We start from the raw sequence: 22,560 nt of genomic DNA, 5'->3' as shown, positions 1-22,560 counted from the left end.
GACCGCGCCGCTGCCACTTCCGCGCCAGGACCGCTCCCACTGCCGCGCCGAGAGAGCACGAGAGCGGGACGCGGCGGCCGCCGCGTCCCGCTCGGCCGAGCCGGTGGGTCACCCCACCGAGGAGTAGGCCACCACCCCGCGCAGCAGCCCGTCCACCGCGCGCCGCGCGTTCCTGCGCACCGGGCTGCCCTCGGGCGCGGCCTCCGCGATCTGGCCGAGGACGTCGATGACCTGCTTGCACCAGCGCACGAAGTCACCCGCGGGCATGTCGGCCTCGGTCAGCACCGCGTCCAGGCCGTGCCCGGAGGCCCAGCGGTAGGCCGCCCAGGCGAAGCCGAGGTCGGGCTCGCGCTGGCCCACGCCCTCCGACTCGTTGATGCGGTGCTCCTCCTCCTTGGCGTCCAACCGGCCCCAGATGCGCACCATTTCGCCGAGCGCCTGCTTGGCGTTGCCGGTCGGCAGCTTGGGCGGCAGGGCGTCGTCGGCGGTCCTCGCCTCGTACACCAGCGCCGAGGCGCAGGCGGCCAGTTCGGCCGGCTTGAGCCCGTCCCAGACGCCCTCGCGCAGGCACTCGGAGGCGAGCAGGTCCAGCTCGCCGTAGAGCCGGGCCAGCCGCCGCCCGTCGTCGGTGACCTCGTCCCCGCGCAGATAGCCGAGGTCGGCCAGGAGCGCGTAGAGCCGGTCGAAGGCGCGGGCGATGGTGTTCGTACGGCCCTCGATGCGGCGCTCCAACTGCCGGTTGTCGCGCCGCAGCCGGTGGTAGCGCTCGGCCCAGCGGGCGTGGTCCTCGCGCTCGGCGCAGCCGTGGCAGGGGTGCGCGCGTATCTCGCCGCGCAGCCGGGCGAGCTCCTGGTCGTCGGCCGCTTGCGAGCGCCCCTTGCGGTGCCGGTCGGGCTCGATGTGGCCGGCCTTGGTACGCAGCGCGGAGGCGAGGTCGCGCCGGGACTGGGGGCTGCGGGGGTTGAACGACTTGGGGATCCGCATCCGCTCCAGCGGTTCCACCGGCACCGGGAAGTCGATCGAGGCGAGCCGCTTGACCTGCCGTTCGGCGGTGAGGACGAGCGGCCGCGGTCCGTCGTGGTACTCGAACCCGCGGTGGCCGTTGGCGCGCCCGGCGGGCAGCCCGGGGTCCAGCACCAGCGCCAGCCCCGCGTACTTGCCCGTCGGTACGTGGATGACGTCGCCCGGCTTGAGCTTCTCCAGGGCGGTGGCGGCGGCCGCACGGCGCTGGGCCGCGCCCTGCTTGGCCAGGTCGGTCTCGCGGTCCTTCAGGTCGCGGCGCAGCCGGGCGTACTCCTCGAAGTCGCCCAAGTGGCAGGTCATGGAGGCCCGGTAGCCCTCCAGGCCCTCTTCGTTCTTCTGCACCTGGCGGGAGATGCCGACCACCGAGCGGTCGGCCTGGAACTGCGCGAAGGAGGTCTCCAGCAGCTCGCGGGAGCGGTGCCGCCCGAACTGGGAGACCAGGTTGACGGCCATGTTGTACGAGGGCTTGAAGGAGGAGCGCAGCGGATAGGTGCGGGTGCCCGCGAGCCCCGCCAGCGCGGTCGGGTCCATGGCGCGCTGCCACAGCACCACCGCGTGGCCCTCGACGTCGATGCCGCGCCGCCCGGCCCGGCCGGTCAGCTGGGTGTACTCGCCGGGGGTGATGTCGGCGTGCTGCTCGCCGTTCCACTTGACCAGCTTCTCCAACACCACCGAGCGGGCGGGCATGTTGATGCCCAGGGCCAGGGTCTCGGTGGCGAACACGGCCTTGACCAGGCCCCGTACGAACAGCTCCTCGACGATCTCCTTGAAGGTCGGCAGCATGCCCGCGTGGTGCGCCGCGATGCCGCGCTCCAGCCCTTCGAGCCACTCGAAGTACCCCAGCACGTGCAGGTCTTCGTCAGGGATGGCGGCCGTGCGCTCCTCGACCAGCGCGCGCACCTCGGCCCGCGCCTCGTCGTCGTTGAGCCGCAGCCCCGCGTGCAGGCACTGCTGGACGGCCCCTTCGCAGCCGGCCCGGCTGAAGATGAAGGTGATGGCCGGCAGCAGCCCCTCGGAGTCGAGCCGGTCGATCACCTCGACCCGGCTGGGCGTCCAGATCCGGCTGCGCTGCCGCCGCTCCCGCTCCCGGTCCGCCTCGCGCACCATCTTGCCTCGGCGCCGATCGCGCGGGTTGTACGTCCGGCTGTTCTCCATCCGGGCCAGCCGTACGAGGTCGGGGTTGACCGCGCGCCGCCCGCTGCCGGAGGTGCTGCCCGAGCCGGAGGTGGCGCCCGCGCCCGACTTCTCCTCGAACAGGTCGTACATCCGGCGGCCCGCGAGCACGTGCTGCCACAGCGGGACGGGCCGGTGCTCGGAGACGATCACCTCGGTGTCGCCACGGACGGTGTCCAGCCAGTCACCGAACTCCTCGGCGTTGGAGACCGTGGCGGACAGGGAGACCAGGGTGACGGACTCGGGGAGGTGGATGATCACTTCCTCCCAGACGGCGCCGCGGAAGCGGTCGGAGAGGTAGTGCACCTCGTCCATGACCACATACCCGAGGCCGATGAGCGCCTGGGAGCCCGCGTAGAGCATGTTCCGCAGCACCTCGGTGGTCATGACGATCACCGGGGCCTCGGCGTTGATGCTGTTGTCGCCGGTCAGCAGCCCGACCCGCGCCGGGCCGTAGCGTTTGGCCAGGTCGTTGTACTTCTGGTTGGACAGGGCCTTGATCGGCGTGGTGTAGAAGCACTTGCGGCCCTGGGTGAGGGCGAGGTGGACGGCGAACTCGCCCACGATGGTCTTCCCGGAGCCGGTGGGCGCCGCGACCAGCACGCCCTTTCCGGCCTCCAGGGCCTGGCATGCCTCGATCTGGAAGGGGTCGAGCTCGAAGTCGTACAGCTCGCGGAAGGGGGCGAGTGCGGTGGACTGCTCGGCGGCGCGAATCCGGGCAGCGGCGTACCGCTCGGCAGGGGACAGGTCCTCGGTCATCGTGTCTCCGAGCCTACCGGCCGCCACTGACAGCGGTCCCGATCATTCCGACCGTCACATCACGTGATCAGGTCACGTCGTCGAACCCGTCGCGCCGCTCGTCCCGGTCCGGTCCCGAGGCCTGCTCGGGGAGCATGCGGGAGGGCTGGACCGGCTCGATCTCGTCCACCGACTCCGGGGTGAGGTCGAGGTCGGAGGCTTCGTCGTCGTCGAGCCCCGCGTCGGGGTTGCTGCGGCGGCGACGGCGGTCGTTGGCCAGCGCGATGCCGGTGGCCGCGTAGTAGAGAAACACGATCGGCGCGGCCAGCGCGAGCATCGTCATCGGGTCACCGGTGGGGGTGGCCACCGCCGAGAAGATGGTGATGCCCATGATCATCCAGCGCCACCAGCCGAGCATCCGGCGCCCGGAGACAACCCCGCCGAAGTTCAACAGGACCAGCAGCAGCGGCAGTTCGAAGGCCAGGCCGAACACGACCACCAGGCGCGTGACGATGTCCAGGTAGTCGTCCAGCTTGACCAGGTTGCTGATGCCCAGCCCGTCCGGGGTCAGCCCGATCAGCGCCGCGGCGCTGGTGGGCAGGATGAGGTAGGCGAAGTAGGCGCCGCCGAGGAAGAGCGGGATGCCCGCCCCGACGAAGCTGAGCGCGTACTTCTTCTCATGCCGGTGGAGGCCGGGGGCCAGGAAGGCCCACAGCTGGAAGAGCCAGACCGGGCACGCCAGGACGACACCGGTCATCAGCGCGACCTTGATCATGATCGTGAACGGGCCGAGCAGTCCGTCGATCGTGAGCTGGGCGCAGTTGTCGCCCTGGGTGGCGAGCTCCTTGAAGCTGGCCGTGCAGCCGACCGACTCCCGGATCGGCGCGGTGAGGAAGTCCGCGATCGGCTCGTAGTAGACGCCGGCGGCGATGGTGATGACGAGGACCGCCAGCACCGACTTCACCAATCTGTTGCGCAGCTCACGCAGATGCTCGGCGAGCGGCATCCGACCCTCGGGGTCTCTCTGCTGCTGCTTGCGGGCAGACTTCAGCAACCCACGTTCCTCGTCTCGTGCGGTGGCCGCCGGCCGCCTGGTGCGGCCCGGGCGGCCGATGTCAGCTCTGCGCGGTCCGGTTCGGCTCGGTCACCGGACGCGAGCTCGTCACGTCGCCGGGGGCCGCCTGGATCGTCCTCGGGGCCGGCTGCTGGGGAGCGCTGGAGTCGGCGGAGGTGGCAGTGGAGCCGGCCGAGGCCTCGTCGTCCTTCTTCATCGCCTTCGCCTCGCTCTTCAGGATGCGAGCCGACTTGCCGAGCGAACGGGCCATCTCAGGGAGCTTCTTGGCACCGAACAACAGCAGGATGACAGCGATGATCAGGACGATCTCGAGGGGCTTCAGATTGCCGATCATGTGTGACTACCTTCTCACCGAGGCGGCATGGGGTGGGCCTGCCCGGCCGGCCGGAACAAGCGTCCGACTGTCCGTGCTGGCAGCGATCGTAACGTGCAGGGGTAAACACTGGGCAATCCCCGTGCGTATACACGATTGCGGCCCGCGCCTCGCTTCTTGGGCCACAGCGTGCAGAGTACCCGTACGAAGATGGGCCCGACGCTCGGGCCGAACCTGCCGGCCAAATAGGACAAAAGCCCCATCTCTTGCGGGACTTAGGTCCCTCGGAGCGTCTCCGCCTGCTGGGCGAGCGGGACCGCGGCCCGCTCCAGGTCCTCGGCCGCCCGGGCGATCCGCTCCGAGCTCTCCCCCACCTGCCGCGCCAGCCGCCGCACTTCGAGGAAGACGCGGGCCGCGAGGACTCCGAGGACGGCGATTCCGCCGAAGGCGAGGGTGATCGCGAGCATGGGCCAGAGCATGGGGAGGAGCCTAGTGGTGCAGCCGGAGCGTCCGTACACCGCCGCCGGTGAGCAGTTCCACGATCCGCTCCCCCGCCGGCTTGCGCACGGCCGTGCCGCAGTCGGGGCAGGTGAAGGAGTAGAAGGTGGTCCGCTCGCTGGCGCCGATGGCCAGCCGGATGGCGTCCGAGGCCAGTTCGAAGCGGGCCCGGCAGTCCGGGCAGGCGGCCTTGAAGACCACCGCGGTGGGCGCCATGCGTACCCCAAGTCCCTTCACTGGCCGGTCCGTTCACTCGTCATCGCACGCGGCGTGCGCACCGCGGGCGTCACCGCGCGGGGCCCCGCGCGGGGCGGCGGGTCACTCGCCGTAGCCCGCGAGCGCCTCGAGGGCCGCCTGCCGCGCGCTGTCCGCGAGATCCCGCGGCGAGACGATCCGGCCGTCCGGGCCGAGCCGCAGCGCCAGGCGGCGCAGCGAGGCCGGGTCCGGGGTGCGCAGGGTGATCCGCAGCCCGCCGTCGGCCAGCTCCTCGGCGCTGTCGTGCGGGTAGTACTCGGCGACCCAGCGCCCGGCCGGGCCGACCTCGACCACGACCTCGGGGTCCTCGGCCGCTGGCTGCACCAGCCCCTCGGACAGGTCCCGCAGCTCGATCGGCGGTGGGTCGGCGGGCTCGTCCAGCAGCCGCAGCTCGGCGACCCGGTCGAGCCGGAACGTACGCCGTGCCTCCGAGAGCCGGCACCAGGCCTCGACGTAGGTGTGGCCGACGGCGAAGAGCCGGATCGGGTCGACCTCACGCTCCGTCAACTCGTCGCGCGCGGGCGAGTAGTAGCGCAGCCAGACCCGGCGGCGCTCGGAGATCGCCCGGTCGATGTCGGCGAACACGCCGCCCTCGGATTCGAAGGTCACCGACAGCCGGGAGCTGGCGCCCGCCGCCTCGCCCGCCGCGGCCTCCAGCTTGGCGGTGGCGCGCAGCAGCGCCTGCCGGTCGCTCTCCCGCAGCCCGGGGAGGGTGGCCACCGCGCGGGCGGCCACGAGCAGGGCGGTCGCCTCGTCGGCGGCCAGCCGCAGCGGCTCGCCCGAACTGCTGCCGACGGCATCCGGGTTGTGCCACCAGATGCGGTCCCCGTCGGTGTCGATGTCGAGCAGGTCGCCGCCGCGGAAGCTCGTACCGCACATGGGCAGCACGTCGAGGTCGGCGATCAGCTCGTCCTCGGTGATGCCGAAGGCGCGGGCGACGTCGGCGACGCGGGCGCCGGGGCGTTCGCGCAGATAGGTCACCAGCGAGAGCATCCGCCGGGTCTGGTCGATCGCGTTCGAGGCCATGGGTTCCCCGTTCCTCTCAGCCCTTGGCCACGGCGCGCAGCCGGTCCACGACCTCGGCCCGCAGCTCACTCGGGGCCAGCACCACCACGTCGGGCCCGAACTCGACCAGCCAGGCGTCCAGTCCGTGCCCGTACGGGATCTCCAGCTCGTCCCAGCCGTCCCCGGCGGCCCTGGTGCTCACCGCCCTGGCCCGCAGCGGGTAGCCGGCCCCGGCGCGCAGCCGGATGCGGGCGGTGCCGGTCGCGGTCTCGCCCGCCCAGCTCTCCACGGTCCCGCGGACGGTGACGTGGTCGGGTACGGGCGCGGTGAAGGCGGCGGCCCGGGAGCGGACCCGGCCGGTGATCCGGGAGAGCCGGAAGACCCGCTCGGCCTGCCGGTCCCGGTCCCAGCCCGCGAGGTACCAGTGGCCGCGCCAGCACTCCAGGGTCCACGGCTCGACGTGCCGGGTCACGGGGTGGGCGGCGGTGGCCTTGCGGTAGTCGAAGACGACCGGGCGGCGGTCGCGGCAGGCCAGCATCAGCGGCTCGAAGGCGGCCTCGTGGACCGGGATGCGGGGTTCGAGGGCGCTGTGGCCCTCGTACGGGTCGTCGGCGAGCGGCATTCCGGCAGCGCGCAGCTTCTGGAGGGCGCCGCTGGCGGCCCCGGCGAGCCGGGCCTGTTGCCACACCTTGGCGGCCAGGCCCAGGGCCGCGGCCTCCTCGGCGTCGAGGGAGACGGGCGGGAGGCGGTTGCTGTCACGGCGGGCGAGATAGCCGGGGTCGCCGTCCGCACCCTCGACGGTCTCGATGACGAGCCCGAGTTCGCGCAGGTCGTCCTTGTCGCGCTCGAACATCCGGTTGAAGGCGTCGTCGGTCCCCGAGGCCCCGCTGCCGCCGGGCGCACCCTCCCCCGGCCCGAAGGCCGCGGCGTAGGCCTCGATGGAGGCACGCAGCTCGCGCTTGCTGAGCGGCCGGCGGGTCCCGAGCAGGCACAGCGCCAGATTCATCAGCCGCTCTGCCTTGGCGATGGCCATCGACACCCTTTCTCGTTGTGGTTGCGCACCGATGACCGTACCGGTCCCCGGAGCGGTGGCAAAAGCCGAGGACCCATGCCTGACGGCATGGGTCCTCGAAGGTCGTTTTCGGCGCCGAATCGGACCGATTCACCGATCCGGGCCCGCCAATCCGGCCCGTCGATCGGATCACGGCGATCGGACCGTGGCGGTCGGACCGCGTCGGTCACCGTGGTGGTCGAACCTCGGTGGTCGAACCCGGTGGTCGGGCCGCAGCAGGTCAGACCGCAGCGGGTCAGACCGAGACCAGGTCGCAGACGAAGATCAGCGTCTCGCCCGGCTTGATGCGGCCGCCGGCGCCCCGGTCGCCGTAGGCCAGGTGCGGCGGGATGGTCAGCTGGCGGCGGCCGCCGACCTTCATGCCCTGCACACCCTGGTCCCAGCCGGAGATGACCTGGCCGACACCCAGCTGGAAGCGCAGCGGGGTGCCGCGGTTCCAGCTGGCGTCGAACTCCTCGCCGGTGCTGAAGGAGACGCCGACGTAGTGCACGGCGACGGTGTCACCGGCCTTGGCAACCGGGCCCTCGCCCTCCCAGATGTCCTTGATCTCGAGGTCGGCCGGGGGCTCGCCACCCGGGAAGTCGATCTCGGGCTTGTCGATGCTCACTTGCTGCTCCTACGAACGATCTTTGGAAATGGATCTTGTCGTAAACGGTGCCAGTCTGTCAGAGAACGTTTCGCCCGATCAGACGATGCCGACGATGTCGACCACGAAGACCAGGGTGTTCTTCGCCAACTCGCTCTGGCTGCCGCCGTATCCGAGCTTCGGCGGGATGACGACCAGCACCCGGTCGCCGACGTTCTTGCCGACCAGGGCCTGGTCCCAGCCCTTGACGACCGAGCCGGTGCCGATCTGGAACGCGGTGGCGCCGCCGTGGTCCCAGGAGGAGTCGAACTTCTTGCCGTCCTCCCACTTCACGCCCGTGTACTGGGCGATCAGGCCGTCACCGGCCTTGACCTTCGGCCCGTCCCCCTTGATCAGGACCTGCTCCTTGAGGTCCGTGGGGGCCTTCTCACCCTTGGGGATGGTGATGGTGGCGGCCTTCTGGCCCTCGGCCTTCACCGTCGGCAGCCCGGCCTCGGTGGCCGCCTGCTCGCCCTTGGCCTCGGCCTTCTTGTCCACCTTCTTGGCACCCGCGATGTCGATGACCCAGACCAGGCCGTCGGCCGGCTTGATGCCCGACTGCGGGTTCAGCTGCTCGCCGATGAGCGCCTTGGCGGTGCCCTCGACCACGACGCGGCTGCCGACCTTCTTGCCGACCAGCTCGTCCATCACCTTCGGCGGCATGACGGGCTGCGCGCTCTGCGCGCCCAGTTCCTGCACCACCTGGGTGCGCGGGGCCTTGGCGTCGGCGCCGGGCTGCTTGGCCCAGGTGTTGCCGAGGTCCTGGCCACCCTTCATGGTCTCCCCGGCGAAGTCCAGCCGGACCAGGTCGCCCTTCTTCACCTCGGCGCCGGAACCCTCCTTGACCGTGTTGACCACGACCTTGTCGGAGGGCTTGGCGTCCTTCGGCACGGAGATCTTCGGCTTCTCCCCCTCCTTGCCCTCCACCTTGACGACACCGGAGCCCGACGAGCCGCCGGCGTCGTCGGAGCCGCACGCGGCGGTGAACAGCAGGGCGGGCACGGCCAGCGCTACGGCCAGGCGGCGGATGTGTTTCGTGTGCGTCATCAGTCCAACTCGGATCGTGGGGACTCTGCGGCCAGTCCCGCCACTCTACGACCTGTGACCGCAAGGTCCACGGCGCCCGGACACGGCTGCGCGCCGGAGCCCCGAAGGCCTCGGCGCGCGCCCGCTTGCGTGTCCTCTCTCGTCACATCCCGTACGCCGTCACATCCCGGCGATCAGCTTCTCCACCCGGTCGTCCACCGACCGGAACGGGTCCTTGCACAGCACGGTGCGCTGCGCCTGGTCGTTGAGCTTGAGGTGGACCCAGTCGACCGTGAAGTCGCGGCGCTGCTCCTGGGCGCGGCGGATGAAGTCGCCGCGCAGCCGTGCGCGGGTGGTCTGCGGGGGCACCGACTTGCCTTCGAAGATCTTCAGGTCGTTGCAGACCCGGGCCGCCTGGCCGCGCTTCTCCAGCAGGTAGTAGAGCCCCCGCTGGCGGTGGATGTCGTGGTAGGCGAGGTCTATCTGCGCGACCCTCGGGTGCGACATGGTGATGTTGTTCTTGGCGCGGTAGCGCTCCAGCAGCTTGTACTTCATCACCCAGTCGATCTCGGTGCCGATCTTGTCGAGCTCTTCGGTGCGGATGGCCTCGAGCGTGCGCCCCCACAGTTCGAGGACCCGCTCGACCGTGCCGCTGACGATGCCGCGCCGCTCGCAGAAGTCGACGGCCTTCTCGTAGTACTCCTGCTGGACCTCCAGGGCCGAGGCCTCACGGCCGCTGGCGAGGCGGACCTTGCGCTGGCCGGTGATGTCGTGGCTGACCTCGCGGATGGCCCGGATCGGGTTCTCCAGGGTGAGGTCCCGCATCACCGTGCCCGCCTCGATCATGCGCAGGACGAGGTCGGTGGCGCCGACCTTGAGCAGCATGGTCGTCTCGGACATGTTGGAGTCGCCGACGATGACGTGCAGCCGGCGGTAGCGCTCGGCGTCGGCGTGCGGCTCGTCGCGGGTGTTGATGATGGGCCGGGAGCGGGTGGTGGCGGAGCTGACACCCTCCCAGATGTGCTCGGCGCGCTGGCTGACGCAGTAGACCGCGCCGCGCGGGGTCTGCAGCACCTTGCCCGCGCCGCACAGCAGTTGGCGGGTGACGAGGAACGGGATCAGGATGTCCGCGAGCCGGGAGAACTCGCCGTGCCGGGCCACCAGGTAGTTCTCGTGGCAGCCGTAGGAGTTGCCCGCCGAGTCGGTGTTGTTCTTGAAGAGGTAGACGTCGCCCGCGATCCCTTCTTCGTGCAGGCGGCGTTCGGCGTCGACGAGCAGGCCTTCCAGGATGCGCTCGCCCGCCTTGTCATGGGTGACCAGCTCGACCACGTTGTCGCACTCGGGCGTTGCGTATTCCGGGTGCGAGCCCACGTCGAGGTACAGGCGGGCGCCGTTGCGCAGAAACACGTTGCTGCTGCGGCCCCACGAGACGACACGGCGGAAGAGGTAGCGCGCCACTTCGTCAGGTGACAGTCGGCGCTGTCCCCTGAACGTGCACGTGACGCCGTACTCGTTCTCCAGCCCGAAGATGCGGCGGTCCATGACTGAACATTACGCCTGACGGCCTGCTCTGAAACCGGGTTCGACAGCACCGTTTCGATCATTTTCCGCCGCCTGCCCAACTGCCCTCGTACGCCCGGGAACTGCGAGGACCCGCCGGGTGGCCAGCAGGACGAGCAGCGCCACCAGACCGCTCACCCCCGCCACGGCGAAGCCGGCGGGGTCGCCGCCGCGCTCGACGGCCGGTCCCGCGGCGGCCGTTCCGACCGCCGCGCCGACGCCGAAGGTGGTGACCACCCAGGAGAACGCCTCGGTGACGGTGCCACGCGGCGCGTGCCGGTCGACGACCACGAACGCGCAGGCGAGGACGGGCGCGAGGAACAGACCGGACAGCGCGGACAGGGCGGTCATGCCCGCCACTCCCGGCGCCAGGGCCAGCGGCAGATAGCCCAGCGCCAGCAGCGCGACGAGCGCCACCAGCCGCCGCTCGGGCGGCCCCGCCCACTGCCTGGCCCCGTACGCGATGCCGCCCGCGAGCGCGCCGAAGCCGAGCGCGGCCATCACCACGCCGTACACCGTGTCCCCGCCGTGGCCCTCGGCGTACGCGAGGGCGGCGACGGTGATCGAGCCCAGGGCGAGGCCGACGAAGAACAGCGAGCCGAGCAGGGCGAGCAGCCCGGGCGAGCGCAGCGCACCGAGCCAGTGCGCCTCGCGCGGCGCCGAGCGCCAGGCCCGGGAGGGCCCCGAGACGACCACGGAGAGCGCGCCCAGGACGCCCACCGCGTTGATGACCAGCAGCGCGGCGGCCTCCGACCAGGCGGCGACCAGCAGGGTCACCAGCAGCGGCCCGACCGTGAACATGACCTCCTGCGCCACGGCGTCCAGCGCGTACGCGGTGTGCACCCGGTCCTCGCGCTTCAGCACGCTCGGCCACAGCGCCCGCAGGCCGCCTTCGAGCGGCGGCGTGCAGACCCCGGCGACCAGCACGGCGGCGTACGCGGCCGGCAGCGGATCGATCCCGACGACGGCCAGGAGCGCCATGCCGAGGCCGGAGAGCACGGCGGCGGGCAGCATGACGCGCGGCTGGCCGTAGAGGTCCACGGCCCGGCCGAGCAGCGGCTGACCGGCGGCGGTGGCCAGTCCGTAGACGGCCGCGAGCACGCCGGCGAGCGAGTAACTGCCGCCCTCCGCACGGGTGAAGAGCACGATGGCGATGTGCCCGGTCGCGTTCGGCAGCCGCCCGACGAGCGTGCCGGTGAGCAGCCGGGCCGCGTGCCGGGTCCGCAGCAGTTCCGCGTACCCCGCTGCCATGTGCGCCTCCTGCTCGGGTTTTACGTATAACGGCCTCCGTTATACGTACCATGGCGCCAGCCCGCCGTCCACCTGCGGCGGGGCGGGCGCGACCGAGGACGACGGAGGCACGGTGCGGAGCGATCCGGCGGGGGCCAGAGCGACGAGCCGGGACGTGGCGCGGGCCGCCGGGGTGTCCCAGGCGACGGTGTCGCTGGTGCTCGGGGAGAAGTGGCACGGCCGCGTCTCGGAGCCCACGGCCGAGGCGGTGCGGGCGGCGGCCGAGCAGCTCGGCTACCGGCCCAACCTCGCGGCGCGCAGCCTGCGGCTGGGGCGGACGCGGACCGCGCTGCTCGTCGTTCCCGCGTTGACCAGCGAGTTCTTCGCCCGGGTGTACGCGGGGGCGGCCCGGGTGGCCGCCGACAACGGCTTCGGGGTCGTCCTCTACCCGTCCCCGGAGGGGGTCGGTCCGGCGCAGGACCCGTTCACCTCCGCCCGCGCCGCGCTGGACGGCGTCATCGCCTCCTCCATGGCCGCGGACGCGCTGGCTGCCCTGCAGGACGGCGGGCTGCCGCTGGTGATGCTGGACAGCGACCCCGCCGACAGCGCGGCGGCGGCCACCGTGAACCCCGAAGTCGCCGACGGGATGCGGCAGATCGCCGGGCACCTGCTGTCCCTCGGGCACCGGCGCCTCGTCCACGTCGCCGCGGCCGTGGACTCCTGGACCTTCCGCGAGCGGGCGCGGTCCCTGGCGGAGGCGGTACGCGGTGTGCCGGGCGCGGTGGTGCACACCGAGCCCACCGCGCTCGAGGTGGAGGCGGCTCGCGCCGCGGCCGAGCGGGCCCTGTCCCGCCCCGGGCCGCGGCCGACGGCGCTGGTGTGCGATGACGACCTGCTGGCGGCGGGGGCCTGCAAGGCGGCGCGGCGCCTGGGCCTGCGCGTCCCGGAGGACGTCTCGGTCACCGGCTTCGACGACCTGACCCTGGCCACCGCGCTGGAGCCGGAACTGACCACGGTCCGCCTCTCGGCGGAGCAGGTGGGCGCGGGCGGAATGCACGCGCTCCTCACGGCCTTGGAGGGCCGCCCGCCGACCTCCGCGACCATCCCGGTAACCCTGTTCCCTCGCGCCTCCACCGCCGCACCGCCTCCCGCGTAGGGAATCCGGCCATCCGGCCATCCGGCCAAGGGGCACACAATCGGTCGACCGGTGCCCGTTCAGCCGCCCCCGATTGCGCCGGGTTCGGCACCGCCGGGCTCCACCGTGCCCCCTCCCGCCATCGCGGCGGGAGGAGTTTTGCGCCGCAGGCGAAGAAGCACCCGCCGCAAGGGCGAACAACCGTCCGCGGTTGCTGCGGCACCGGATGCGGCCGGTTCGGCACCGCCGGGCTCCGCCGTCCCCGTTGCTCACCATTGCGGCGGGCAGTTCTTTGCCTGCTGCGCCTAAACCGCCCGCCGCAACGGCGGGGACGGAATAGGGCGGTGCCGAACCGGCCGCGGGCGGCCAAGACCCGGCGGTGGTGAACCGGCCGGAACCTGGCGCGCCCGCCCGGCTCAACCCGCGCGACCCGCCGCAAAAACGGCTGGTAGCCGTCTACTCGTCGGGCTCGGTGTCCGAGTCGCCCTCCTCCGCGCCGGACGGCGAACCCGGCTCAAGGAGGCGGGCGAGCTGGCGGCCCACTACGCGCTTGAACTTGCGCTTCTGGGGGCGGGTGCGGTCCAGGACCGCCACCTCCAGCTGGTCGGCGGTCAGCTGGCGCTCGCCGCCGTTGCTGTCCCGGGACAGCGCCTGGACGGCCAGCTTGAGCGCCTCCGCGAGCGTCATCCCGTCCCGGTGGCGCTGCTCCAGGAAGCTGCTGATCTGCTCGGCGTTGCCGCCGACCGCGACCGAGCCGTGCTCGTCGACGATCGAGCCGTCGTGCGGCAGGCGGTAGATCTGGTCGCCGTCCGGAGCCTCGCCGACCTCGGCGACCACCAGCTCGACCTCGTACGGCTTCTCCCCGGCGCTGGAGAAGATCGTGCCGAGCGTCTGGGCGTAGACGTTGGCGAGCCCGCGGGCGGTGACGTCCTCGCGGTCGTAGGTGTAGCCCCGCAGGTCGGCGTAGCGGACGCCGCCGATCCGGAGGTTCTCGTACTCGTTGTACTTGCCCGCCGCCGCGAAGGCGATGCGGTCGTAGATCTCGCTGAACTTGTGCAGCGCGCGGGACGGGTTCTCGCCGACGAAGACGATGCCGTCGGTGAACTGCAGCACGACGAGGCTGCGGCCGCGCGCGATGCCCTTGCGGGCGTACTCGGCCCGGTCGGCCATGGCCTGCTGGGGTGAGACATAGAACGGCGTCGACACCGGCTATCCGTCCCTTTCTGTCAGTGACACGTGCTTCCGTGCATTCCGCTCGTCCGCCGCCTCAGAGCAGCGCGGCCCGCGGGCCGTCCGGCTCCTCCAGCCGCCGCTCGTGGATGGCCCGGGCGACCTCGGAGGCCTCGGCCTCCGTCAGCCGCCGGAACCCCTCGTCGGTGATGACCGTGACCACCGGGTAGATCCGCCGCGCCATGTCGGGCCCGCCGGTGGCCGAGTCGTCATCGGCGGCGTCGTAGAGCGCCTGGACGACCAGGGTCAGCGCCTGGCTCTCGGTGAGGTCCTCGCGGAAGAGCTTCTTCAGGGAGCCGCGGGCGAAGACCGAGCCCGAGCCGGTGGCCGCGAAGCCGCGCTCCTCGGACCGGCCGCCGGTGACGTCGTACGAGAAGATCCGGCCCTTCTCGCGGTCGACGTCCCAGCCGGCGAAGAGCGGGACCACGGCCAGGCCCTGGAGGGCCATGCCGAGGTTGCTGCGAATCATCGTGGACAGGCGATTGGCCTTGCCCTCCAGGGAGAGCGTGGTGCCCTCGACCTTCTCGAAGTGCTCCAGTTCCAGCTGGAAGAGCTTGACCATCTCGACGGCCAGGCCCGCCGTGCCGGCGATGCCCACCGCCGAGTACTCGTCGGCCGGGAAGACCTTCTCGATGTCGCGCTGCGCGATCACGTTGCCCATCGTGGCCCGCCGGTCACCGGCGAGCACCACGCCGCCGGGGAACGTGGCGGCGACGATGGTCGTGCCGTGCGGCGCCTCGATCGCGCCCTGCACCGGCGGCAACGGCCGCTTCCCGGGCAGCAGTTCGGGCGAGTGCTCGGACAGGAAGTCCAGGAACGACGAGGAGCCGGGCGTCAGGAAGGCAGCCGGCAGACGCCCTGTGTTACGAGTGTTGGCTTCCACACGTGTCCTTCCACGAGATCTTGGAATTCTGCCCGGACCTTACCCGGACCCGGGAAAAGTCATCCGTCCCGCACCCCCTCCGAGAGAGCGCGGGACGGATGAGGCCGTTGTTACTGGCCGCCCTTCTGTACGAAAGACCGCACGAAGTCCTCGGCGTTCTCCTCGAGGACGTCGTCGATCTCGTCCAGGACGGAGTCGACGTCGTCCGACAGCTTCTCCTGCCGTTCCTTGAGGTCCTCCGAGACCTCCGCGTCCTGCGCGGTCTCCTCGACCTCCTCGGTGGAGCGCGTGGCCTTCTGCTGACCGCCGCCGGTGTCCTTGGTCGCCATATCCCTCACCCCGCTCGGTTCGCCGACACGATTTCGATCGGTCAAGATCAGACCCTACAGCCGGGGTCCGACATCGGCCCTGTCGTTTCCTCAACGTCCGACTGCCACCCGGATGATTCCCGGATCCGCGCCGTTTCAGCCGCGTCCCGGGAATCGGGATCCGCGCAGATCAGCTGCCGGACAGCACCCGTACCAGCTCCTCGGCAGTGCGGCAGCGGTCCAGGAGCTCCTTGACGTGGTTCCGGGTACCCCGCAGGGGCTCCAGCGTGGGTACGCGCTGGAGGGAGTCGCGGCCCGGGAGGTCGAAGATGACCGAGTCCCAGGAGGCGGCGGCCACGTCGTCGGCGTACTGCTCCAGGCAGCGGCCGCGGAAGTAGGCGCGGGTGTCCTCCGGAGGGTTCGTGACGGCCTTGAGTACCGCGTCCTCGTCCAGCAGGCGCTGCATCTTTCCGCGGGCCGCCAGGCGGTTGTACAGGCCCTTGTCGGGGCGCACGTCGGCGTACTGGAGGTCGACCAGGTGGAGCCGGGCGGCGTCCCAGTCGAGCCGGTCCCGGCGCCGGTAGCCCTCCAGCAGTTCCTTCTTGGCGACCCAGTCCAGCTCGCCGGACAGGCTCATGGGGTCCCGCTCCAGACGGTTCAGCACGTCCTCCCACCGAGTGAGGACGTCCGCGGTCTGCTCGTCGGGCTCGGCGCCGAAGCGCTCCTCGACGTACTTGCGGGCCAGCTCGAAGTACTCCATCTGGAGCTGTACGGCGGTGAGTGTCCGGCCGCTGCGGAGCGTGATCAGCCGACTGAGCCCGGGATCGTGGGAGACCTCGTGCAGGGTCCGTACGGGCTGGTCGACGGCCAGGTCCACGGCGATGAAGCCGTCCTCGATCATGGACAGGACGAGGGCGGTGGTGCCGAGCTTGAGGTAGGTGGAGATCTCGGAGAGGTTGGCGTCCCCGATGATCACGTGCAGCCTGCGGTACTTCTCGGCGTCCGCGTGCGGCTCGTCCCGGGTGTTGATGATGGGGCGCTTGAGGGTGGTCTCCAGGCCCACCTCGACCTCGAAGTAGTCCGCCCGCTGGCTGAGCTGGAAGCCCTGCTCGTGGCCGTCCTGGCCGATGCCGACCCGGCCGGCGCCGGTGACGACCTGGCGGGAGACGAAGAACGGGGTCAGGTGGCGCACGATGTCCGAGAACGGGGTCTCCCGCTTCATCAGGTAGTTCTCGTGCGTGCCGTACGAGGCGCCCTTGTTGTCGGTGTTGTTCTTGTAGAGGTGGATCGGCTGGGCGCCGGGGAGCGCGGCCGCGCGCTCGGCGGCCTCCGCCATGATCCGCTCGCCCGCCTTGTCCCAGAGCACCGCGTCGCGCGGGTTGGTGACCTCCGGGGCGCTGTACTCGGGGTGCGCATGGTCGACGTAGAGCCGCGCACCGTTGGTGAGGATGACATTGGCCAGGCCGATGTCCTCGTCGGTGAGCTGGCTGGAGTCCGCGGACTCGCGTGCGAGGTCGAAGCCGCGGGCGTCCCGCAGCGGGTTCTCCTCCTCGAAGTCCCAGCGGGCGCGGCGCGCCCGGTGCATCGCCGCCGCGTAGGCGTTCACGATCTGGGACGAGGTGAGCATGGCATTGGCGTTCGGGTGACCGGGGACGGAGATCCCGTACTCCGTCTCGATGCCCATTACTCGCCGTACGGTCATGCGGCCCTCCTTGCGGTCCCCGCAATTCGCCGAGACTCGGCAGTACCGAAGAGCCTAGAACGCCTTTGCGGTGGCTGGGAGATCATTTGCGCCGAAAACGCACCCGGCTGCGGATGCCCGGGCGAGGGGCATCCGCAGCCGGACTGTCTTTACAGGTACTGGCCGGTATTCGCGACGGTGTCGATGGACCGGCCGGTGTCCGCGCCCTGCTTTCCGGTGACGAGGGTGCGGATGAAGACGATCCGCTCGCCCTTCTTTCCGGAGATCCGGGCCCAGTCGTCCGGGTTGGTGGTGTTGGGCAGGTCCTCGTTCTCCTTGAACTCGTCCACGCAGGCGGCGAGCAGGTGGGAGACGCGCAGGCCCTTCTGGTTGTGGTCGAGGAAGGCCTTGATGGCCATCTTCTTCGCCCGGTCCACAATGTTCTGGATCATGGCGCCGGAGTTGAAGTCCTTGAAGTACAGGACCTCCTTGTCCCCGTTGGCGTACGTGACCTCGAGGAAGCGGTTCTCCTCGGACTCCGCGTACATCTGCTCCACGACCGACTGGATCATGCCGTCCACCGCGGACTCGGGCGAGCCCTTGTGCTCGGTGAGGTCATCGGAGTGCAGCGGGAGCGAGGGGACCAGGTACTTCGCGAAAATGTCCTTCGCCGCCTCCGCGTCCGGACGCTCGATCTTGATCTTCACATCGAGGCGGCCGGGGCGCAGGATCGCCGGGTCGATCATGTCCTCGCGGTTGGAGGCGCCGATGACGATGACGTTCTCCAGGCCCTCCACACCGTCGATCTCCGCGAGCAGCTGCGGGACGATGGTGTTCTCCACGTCTGAGCTGACGCCGGAGCCGCGGGTGCGGAACAGGGACTCCATCTCGTCGAAGAAGACGATGACCGGGGTGCCCTCGCTCGCCTTCTCCCGGGCGCGCTGGAAGACCAGGCGGATGTGGCGCTCGGTCTCGCCGACGTACTTGTTGAGGAGCTCGGGGCCCTTGATGTTCAGGAAGTAGCTCTTACCCGCGGGCCGTCCGGTCACCTCCGCGACCTTCTTGGCAAGGGAGTTGGCCACGGCCTTGGCGATCAGCGTCTTGCCGCAGCCGGGCGGCCCGTACAGCAGTACGCCCTTGGGCGGCCGGAGTTGGTGCTCCTTGAAGAGGTCGGGGTAGAGGTACGGGAGCTCGACCGCGTCGCGGATCAGCTCGATCTGGTTGCCCAGGCCGCCGATCCGGTCGTAGTCGATGTCCGGGACCTCTTCGAGGACGAGCTCCTCGACCTCGCTCTTCGGGACGACCTCGTAGACATAGCCGGACCGGGGCTCGAGCAGCAGGGCGTCACCGGGCCGGATCGTGGTGTTCAGCAGCGGCTCGGCGAGCCGCACCACCCGCTCCTCGTCGGTGTGCCCCAGCACCAGGGCGCGCTCGCCGTCCTCCAGGATCTCCTTGAGCGTGACGATGTCGCCGGCGCGCTCGAACTCCATGGCCTCGACCACGTTGAGCGCCTCGTTGAGCATGACCTCCTGGCCGCGCCGGAGCTCCTCCAGCTCGACGCTCGGGCTGACGTTCACCCGGAGCTTGCGGCCCCCCGTGAAGATGTCGGCCGTCCCGTCCTCGATCGCCTGCAGGAAGACTCCGAAGCCGGCCGGCGGCTGGGCGAGCCGGTCGACCTCCTCCTTGAGGGCCACAATCTGGTCGCGCGCCTCACGGAGCGTGTTGGCGAGCCGCTCGTTCTGTGCGGTCACGCCGGCCAGGTTGGTCTGGAGCTCGACGATCCGCTCCTCGAGAATCCTCGTGTGCCGCGGAGAGTCGGCGAGCTTGCGCCGCAGGACGGCGATCTCCTGCTCGAGATAGGCGACCTCGCCCGCCTGGTCCTGTGGACCACGTCCGGGCCGGATGCCGCGGTTGATGTCGTCGTCGTGGGCTGCCACGGTCCTCACCTCCTCCAAGGGGAGCTGGACGCTTCCTGACCCTACCTGGGCCGGTGCAGGTTGAAACCCCTAGATCACAAACACGGTCGGGCTGTGTCCGATCTTCACCCTTGCGCACGTCCTCACGCCAGGGGAATACCCAGCCAACAGCACCGGGAAGCGACCGGTTGTATGGTCGAGACGGTCAACACCCGTCAGGGCTGGCTCCAATTGGTTCGAAAACGCAGGAACAGCGGCAGGAAACGGCAGGCGAGATGACCGCGCGCGACGAGTCCCTCGAAGTGTGGATCGACCAGGATCTGTGCACCGGCGACGGGATCTGTGCCCAGTACGCGCCCGAGGTCTTCGAGCTCGACATCGACGGCCTGGCGTACGTGAAGAGCGCGGACGACGAGCTGCTGGCGGAGCCGGGGGCCGCAACGCCCGTGCCGCTGCCGGTGCTCCAGGACGTGGTCAACTCCGCCAACGAGTGCCCGGGCGACTGCATTCACGTACGCCGGGTCACCGACGGCGTGGAGGTCTACGGCCCCGACGCGGACTGATCCGACCGCGGGTGACGGGTCACACACTCCCCGCGACCGGGGCGGCCGTCAGCTCGAACTTCCCCTCGCTCCAACGCCACTTGACCTTCCGCTGCAGATCCGGGCAGCAGCGCGGCACGTCGCGCGAGGAGTAGCCCAGCAGCTTGGCCGAGACCGTGCGGCCGCGGACCGCGAAGTCCGTGACGCTCATGCCCTCCCGTGGGTCCAGGAAGGTCTCGGCGACGCGGGGCGCGCCCTGGCCGGACGCGGGGTGCGTGAGGACGTAGATGCCGCTGGGCGGGGTGCCGAAGCCGGCCTCGCAGCGGACCACGGCGACCGTCTCCTGGCGCCCGTCGCCGTCCAGGTCGGCGGAGCCCTGCTTGACCACGTCCACGGAGTTGGGGCCGCAGTCCAGGGGGTATTCGGCTTTCTCCGGGTCGGGGGCGCCCACCGAGGCGGGGTCCGCGGCGGAAGCGGCGGAACCGGCGGCCGGTTGGGTCGCGGTGGCGGCGGAGGGCTGGATCAGGGCGGCGGCGCCCAGGACGGCGGCGAGCGCCGTGGCGGTACCGATCCAGTGGACCGGCCGGGTGTGGGAGTGGGGGAGGTCGGTGGCGGGGCCTGCCGAGGGCTGCACGCGAGTTGCTCCTGGGAAAGCGGAGTCGGCTGGGGTGAGCAGCATCGTGCCACACGTCACACGCCGGCGTGACAGCGGGGTACACGGCCGGACACAGCGCGTATGCGGCGCGTAGGGAGCGGGACGGAGAGCGGAGCCGCGTACAGAGCAGGACGGAGAGCGGAGCAGGGCCCGAAAGCGCCGCCGCCGGCTTCCTGGGCGGAAGTCGGCGGCGGCGACGGGGAGTTGGGGACGGAAAGCGGTCAGGAGCCGCCGGAGCCGCTGCCCGGGCCCGCGTAGTCCTCGCCGTACGCGCCCTTGGCCGGGCGGCGGCGGCGCAGCGGCGGCTCGACGCCGTCCGCGAGGCGGCGGGCGGTGAGCAGGAAACCGGTGTGGCCGATCATGCGGTGGTCGGGACGGACGGCCAGGCCCTCGACGTGCCAGGTGCGGACCATGGTCTCCCACGCGGTCGGCTCGTTGAACGTGCCGTGCTCGCGGATCGACTCGACGGTGCGCGCGAGCTGGGTCGTGGTGGCCACGTACGCGCAGAGGATGCCGCCGGGGACGAGGGCCTTGGAGACGGCCTCCAGGCACTCCCAGGGGGCGAGCATGTCGAGGATGACGCGGTCGACGTCGGTGTCTGAGAGGTTGTCCTGGAGGTCGCCGACGGTCAGCTGCCAGGCGGGGTGCTCGGCGCCGAAGTAGCGGCGGACGTTCTCGGCGGCGATCTCGGCGAAGTCGGCCCGGCGCTCGTAGGAGTGCAGCATGCCCTGGTCGCCGACGGCCCGCAGCAGGAAGGTGGAGAGCGACCCGGATCCGACGCCCGCCTCGACGACGCGTGCGCCGGGGAAGATGTCGGCCATCGCCAGGATCTGCCCCGCGTCCTTGGGGTAGACCACGGCGGCTCCGCGCGGCATGGACAGGACGTAGTCGGGGAGCAGGGGACGCAGCGCGAGGTAGGCGACGTTTCCCGTGGTACGGACAACACTGCCCTCGGGAGCACCGATCAGCTCGTCGTGGGGGAAGGCGCCCTTGTGGGTGTGGAAGCTCTTCCCGGCCTCGAGCGTGAAGGTGTAGTGGCGTCCCTTGGGGTCGGTGAGCTGGACCTGGTCCCCGACCTGGAAGGGCCCGCGACGGCGGGCGGCACCGGTCGGTTCGGACATGTGACCAGCCTACCGGCCCTGGGGGCGGGGTCGTGCCACGGCCGCCCGGGACCGGCCCCTTGGCGCGGGCTCCAGGACCGGGTTCTCCAGGACCGGGTTCTCTAGGACCGGGGGCGGGCCATGGCCGAGACGAAGGCCCGCTCGACGTCGGCGGTGGACAGCACCCCGTAGATCTCGCCCGTCTCCTCCACGACCAGGTACTCGGTCGCGGGGGTCGCGCGGAGGGTGTCCAGGAGCTCCTCGCCGGACAGTTCGGCGGAGACCCGCATGCCCGGCTTGATCTCCTGGGCGATGGTGCTGACCGCGACCCAGGGCCTGCGGTGCTCGGGGATGCCGACGATGGCCGACTCGCGGACGACCGACAGCGGGGTGCCCTGCCCGTCGACCACGACAAGGGCGCGGGCGCCCGCCTCGTTGGCCCGGCGCAGCGCCTCCGACAGGGGGGTCTCGGACTCGACAGGGACGGCGCGGCGGGTGAGCGCGCGGGCCCGCAGCTCGGGGAGGTGCTCGCGCAGCCGGGCCATGCGCAGGCTGTTGCCCGCGCCGGTCCAGATGATGGCGGCGAGGATGGCGGCTAGCAGGGCGTCGGTGATGGTGTCGACGCCGCTGATGTCCTCGGCGGCGCGGCCGAGCGCGCCGGTCCGGGTGAGCAGCGGCAGCCCGACCAGGACGCTGACGGCGAGGGCGCGGCCGGTCCAGGCGGCGGCCACCGTGCCTGTCATGGGCTTGCCGCTGATCTTCCAGACGACCGCGCGCAGCATCCGGCCGCCGTCCAGGGGCAGTCCGGGCAGCAGGTTGAAGGCGGCGACGATCAGGTTGGAGATCATCAGGCCCGCGAGGAGGACGCCGGGGACGGTGCCGGGGTCGACGGCCTGCATGCCGAGGTAGAAGACGCCGGCGAGGACCAGCGAGAGCAGCGGGCCGACAAAGGCCAGGACGAACTCCCGGCCGGGGGTCTCGGACTCCTTCTCGATCTCCGAGACACCGCCGAAGAACTGGAGCTGGATGCGGCGCACCGGCAGCTTGAAGCGCAGCGCGGCGACCGTGTGGGCGAGTTCGTGGACGAGCACGGAGGCGTAGAAGGCGACGGCGAAGAACAGCGACACCAGGTAGCGGATTCCGCCGAGTTCGGGGAGTACGCGCTCGAGTTGGCCGCCGAAGACCCAGGTGATGAGCGCGGCGACGAGGAACCAGCTGGGGGCGACGTACACGGGCACACCGAAGGGGCGGCCCATGAGGATGCCGCCGCCGCTCTCCCTGGGGCGCCGCGGTTTCCCGTTCTCGCCGCTGTCTTCCACGGTGTCCCCTCGTTGGTTCGGCCGTGTCCCCTCGTACGATTCGGCCGTCTGCATCGATGGTATGCGGACGGGTGTCAGTGGCGGGCCGTAGGGTCGTGCGCCATGGGAACCAGCACCGAGATTCCGGAGCCCCCGCCGTCCGAGCCCTTGCCGCCCGAACCCTTGCCGCCCGAGCCCTTGCCGCCCGAGCCCTTGCCG

At 71.1% G+C, this 22,560-nt stretch carries 21 protein-coding genes; 2 read left to right on the top strand and 19 right to left on the bottom strand.

Annotated elements, in window-relative coordinates; all coding sequences use genetic code 11:
• Positions 1-108: 108 nt before the first annotated feature.
• The 11 genes from AOK16_RS06490 to AOK16_RS06440 form a co-directional block, all read right to left on the bottom strand.
• Positions 109-2,955 carry a DEAD/DEAH box helicase gene (locus AOK16_RS06490; protein ID WP_055471263.1) on the bottom strand — a complete coding sequence of 949 codons (2,847 nt, stop codon included), beginning with the start codon at positions 2,953-2,955 and terminating at the stop codon, positions 109-111.
• A gap of 67 nt (positions 2,956-3,022) precedes the next feature.
• Positions 3,023-3,988 carry a twin-arginine translocase subunit TatC gene (gene tatC, locus AOK16_RS06485; RefSeq protein ID WP_055471262.1) on the bottom strand — a complete coding sequence of 322 codons (966 nt, stop codon included), beginning with the start codon at positions 3,986-3,988 and terminating at the stop codon, positions 3,023-3,025.
• Between the two features lie 61 nt (positions 3,989-4,049).
• Positions 4,050-4,343 carry a Sec-independent protein translocase subunit TatA gene (tatA, locus tag AOK16_RS06480; RefSeq protein ID WP_055471261.1) on the bottom strand — a complete coding sequence of 98 codons (294 nt, stop codon included), beginning with the start codon at positions 4,341-4,343 and terminating at the stop codon, positions 4,050-4,052.
• Between the two features lie 254 nt (positions 4,344-4,597).
• Entirely contained in the window at positions 4,598-4,801 is a 204-nt protein-coding gene (locus AOK16_RS06475; protein WP_055471260.1) for a hypothetical protein, read from the bottom strand.
• A 10-nt stretch (positions 4,802-4,811) separates the two neighbouring features.
• A complete protein-coding gene (locus AOK16_RS06470; protein ID WP_055471259.1) occupies positions 4,812-5,036 on the bottom strand; it encodes a hypothetical protein in 225 nt (74 codons plus the stop codon).
• A 102-nt stretch (positions 5,037-5,138) separates the two neighbouring features.
• Entirely contained in the window at positions 5,139-6,101 is a 963-nt protein-coding gene (locus tag AOK16_RS06465; RefSeq protein ID WP_055471258.1) for a helix-turn-helix transcriptional regulator, read from the bottom strand.
• Positions 6,102-6,117: 16 nt separating this feature from the next.
• Positions 6,118-7,113 (bottom strand): helix-turn-helix transcriptional regulator, encoded by a 996-nt coding sequence (locus AOK16_RS06460; RefSeq protein WP_055471257.1) that lies wholly within the window; start codon positions 7,111-7,113, stop codon positions 6,118-6,120.
• A gap of 274 nt (positions 7,114-7,387) precedes the next feature.
• Positions 7,388-7,759: an FKBP-type peptidyl-prolyl cis-trans isomerase gene (locus AOK16_RS06455; RefSeq protein ID WP_055471256.1), complete on the bottom strand. Its 372-nt coding sequence runs from the start codon at positions 7,757-7,759 to the stop codon at positions 7,388-7,390.
• Positions 7,760-7,837: 78 nt separating this feature from the next.
• Complete coding sequence (locus tag AOK16_RS06450) at positions 7,838-8,824, bottom strand: FKBP-type peptidyl-prolyl cis-trans isomerase (RefSeq protein WP_055471255.1); 987 nt, start codon at positions 8,822-8,824, stop codon at positions 7,838-7,840.
• A 159-nt stretch (positions 8,825-8,983) separates the two neighbouring features.
• Complete coding sequence (gene pafA, locus AOK16_RS06445) at positions 8,984-10,345, bottom strand: Pup--protein ligase (protein WP_055471254.1); 1,362 nt, start codon at positions 10,343-10,345, stop codon at positions 8,984-8,986.
• Positions 10,346-10,354: 9 nt separating this feature from the next.
• On the bottom strand, positions 10,355-11,614 hold the full coding sequence (locus AOK16_RS06440) for an MFS transporter (protein ID WP_055471253.1): 1,260 nt from the start codon (positions 11,612-11,614) through the stop codon (positions 10,355-10,357).
• A 154-nt stretch (positions 11,615-11,768) separates the two neighbouring features.
• Here AOK16_RS06440 and AOK16_RS06435 point away from each other — a divergent pair, with 154 nt between their 5' ends.
• Entirely contained in the window at positions 11,769-12,749 is a 981-nt protein-coding gene (locus AOK16_RS06435; RefSeq protein WP_240483407.1) for a LacI family DNA-binding transcriptional regulator, read from the top strand.
• A gap of 435 nt (positions 12,750-13,184) precedes the next feature.
• Here AOK16_RS06435 and prcA read toward each other — a convergent pair whose 3' ends face one another.
• From prcA to arc, 5 genes are all read right to left on the bottom strand, one after another.
• Positions 13,185-13,934, bottom strand: a complete 750-nt coding sequence (gene prcA, locus AOK16_RS06430; RefSeq protein ID WP_055471251.1) for a proteasome subunit alpha — start codon at positions 13,932-13,934, stop codon at positions 13,185-13,187.
• 61 nt (positions 13,935-13,995) lie between these two features.
• Positions 13,996-14,841, bottom strand: a complete 846-nt coding sequence (gene prcB / locus AOK16_RS06425; protein WP_055471250.1) for a proteasome subunit beta — start codon at positions 14,839-14,841, stop codon at positions 13,996-13,998.
• Positions 14,842-14,951: 110 nt separating this feature from the next.
• Positions 14,952-15,170, bottom strand: a complete 219-nt coding sequence (locus AOK16_RS06420) for a ubiquitin-like protein Pup (RefSeq protein WP_055471249.1) — start codon at positions 15,168-15,170, stop codon at positions 14,952-14,954.
• A 169-nt stretch (positions 15,171-15,339) separates the two neighbouring features.
• Positions 15,340-16,851: a depupylase/deamidase Dop gene (gene dop, locus AOK16_RS06415; RefSeq protein ID WP_338058478.1), complete on the bottom strand. Its 1,512-nt coding sequence runs from the start codon at positions 16,849-16,851 to the stop codon at positions 15,340-15,342.
• Positions 16,852-17,000: 149 nt separating this feature from the next.
• The gene (gene arc, locus AOK16_RS06410) at positions 17,001-18,767 is read right to left on the bottom strand and encodes a proteasome ATPase (RefSeq protein ID WP_055471267.1); all 1,767 of its coding nucleotides are present in this window, start codon (positions 18,765-18,767) and stop codon (positions 17,001-17,003) included.
• A gap of 254 nt (positions 18,768-19,021) precedes the next feature.
• Here arc and AOK16_RS06405 point away from each other — a divergent pair, with 254 nt between their 5' ends.
• A complete protein-coding gene (locus tag AOK16_RS06405) occupies positions 19,022-19,309 on the top strand; it encodes a ferredoxin (RefSeq protein WP_055471247.1) in 288 nt (95 codons plus the stop codon).
• Positions 19,310-19,328: 19 nt separating this feature from the next.
• Here the strand turns inward: AOK16_RS06405 and AOK16_RS06400 are convergent, their stop codons facing one another.
• The 3 genes from AOK16_RS06400 to AOK16_RS06390 form a co-directional block, all read right to left on the bottom strand.
• Positions 19,329-19,922 (bottom strand): hypothetical protein, encoded by a 594-nt coding sequence (locus tag AOK16_RS06400; protein ID WP_055471246.1) that lies wholly within the window; start codon positions 19,920-19,922, stop codon positions 19,329-19,331.
• Between the two features lie 242 nt (positions 19,923-20,164).
• Complete coding sequence (locus tag AOK16_RS06395; protein ID WP_055471245.1) at positions 20,165-21,064, bottom strand: tRNA (adenine-N1)-methyltransferase; 900 nt, start codon at positions 21,062-21,064, stop codon at positions 20,165-20,167.
• Positions 21,065-21,165: 101 nt separating this feature from the next.
• Positions 21,166-22,416: a site-2 protease family protein gene (locus AOK16_RS06390; protein ID WP_107098284.1), complete on the bottom strand. Its 1,251-nt coding sequence runs from the start codon at positions 22,414-22,416 to the stop codon at positions 21,166-21,168.
• Between the last annotated feature and the right edge of the window lie 144 nt (positions 22,417-22,560).

Source organism: Streptomyces pathocidini (genome assembly GCF_001418495.1).
Taxonomy (GTDB): domain Bacteria; phylum Actinomycetota; class Actinomycetes; order Streptomycetales; family Streptomycetaceae; genus Streptomyces; species Streptomyces pathocidini.
Note: the sequence above shows the minus strand (reverse complement) of the source record. Positions and strands in the feature narration are given on the sequence as shown.

Excerpts from the sequence above, each read along its gene's own strand:
- AOK16_RS06490 (WP_055471263.1), bottom strand. The coding sequence starts at position 2,955 with ATGACCGAGGACCTGTCCCCTGCCGAGCGGTACGCCGCTGCCCGGATT.
- tatA (WP_055471261.1), bottom strand. The coding sequence starts at position 4,343 with ATGATCGGCAATCTGAAGCCCCTCGAGATCGTCCTGATCATCGCTGTC.
- AOK16_RS06475 (WP_055471260.1), bottom strand. The coding sequence starts at position 4,801 with ATGCTCTGGCCCATGCTCGCGATCACCCTCGCCTTCGGCGGAATCGCC.
- AOK16_RS06470 (WP_055471259.1), bottom strand. The coding sequence starts at position 5,036 with ATGGCGCCCACCGCGGTGGTCTTCAAGGCCGCCTGCCCGGACTGCCGG.
- AOK16_RS06465 (WP_055471258.1), bottom strand. The coding sequence starts at position 6,101 with ATGGCCTCGAACGCGATCGACCAGACCCGGCGGATGCTCTCGCTGGTG.
- AOK16_RS06460 (WP_055471257.1), bottom strand. The coding sequence starts at position 7,113 with ATGGCCATCGCCAAGGCAGAGCGGCTGATGAATCTGGCGCTGTGCCTG.
- AOK16_RS06450 (WP_055471255.1), bottom strand. The coding sequence starts at position 8,824 with ATGACGCACACGAAACACATCCGCCGCCTGGCCGTAGCGCTGGCCGTG.
- pafA (WP_055471254.1), bottom strand. The coding sequence starts at position 10,345 with ATGGACCGCCGCATCTTCGGGCTGGAGAACGAGTACGGCGTCACGTGC.
- AOK16_RS06440 (WP_055471253.1), bottom strand. The coding sequence starts at position 11,614 with ATGGCAGCGGGGTACGCGGAACTGCTGCGGACCCGGCACGCGGCCCGG.
- AOK16_RS06420 (WP_055471249.1), bottom strand. The coding sequence starts at position 15,170 with ATGGCGACCAAGGACACCGGCGGCGGTCAGCAGAAGGCCACGCGCTCC.
- dop (WP_338058478.1), bottom strand. The coding sequence starts at position 16,851 with ATGACCGTACGGCGAGTAATGGGCATCGAGACGGAGTACGGGATCTCC.
- AOK16_RS06405 (WP_055471247.1), top strand. The coding sequence starts at position 19,022 with ATGACCGCGCGCGACGAGTCCCTCGAAGTGTGGATCGACCAGGATCTG.
- AOK16_RS06395 (WP_055471245.1), bottom strand. The coding sequence starts at position 21,064 with ATGTCCGAACCGACCGGTGCCGCCCGCCGTCGCGGGCCCTTCCAGGTC.
- AOK16_RS06390 (WP_107098284.1), bottom strand. The coding sequence starts at position 22,416 with ATGCAGACGGCCGAATCGTACGAGGGGACACGGCCGAACCAACGAGGG.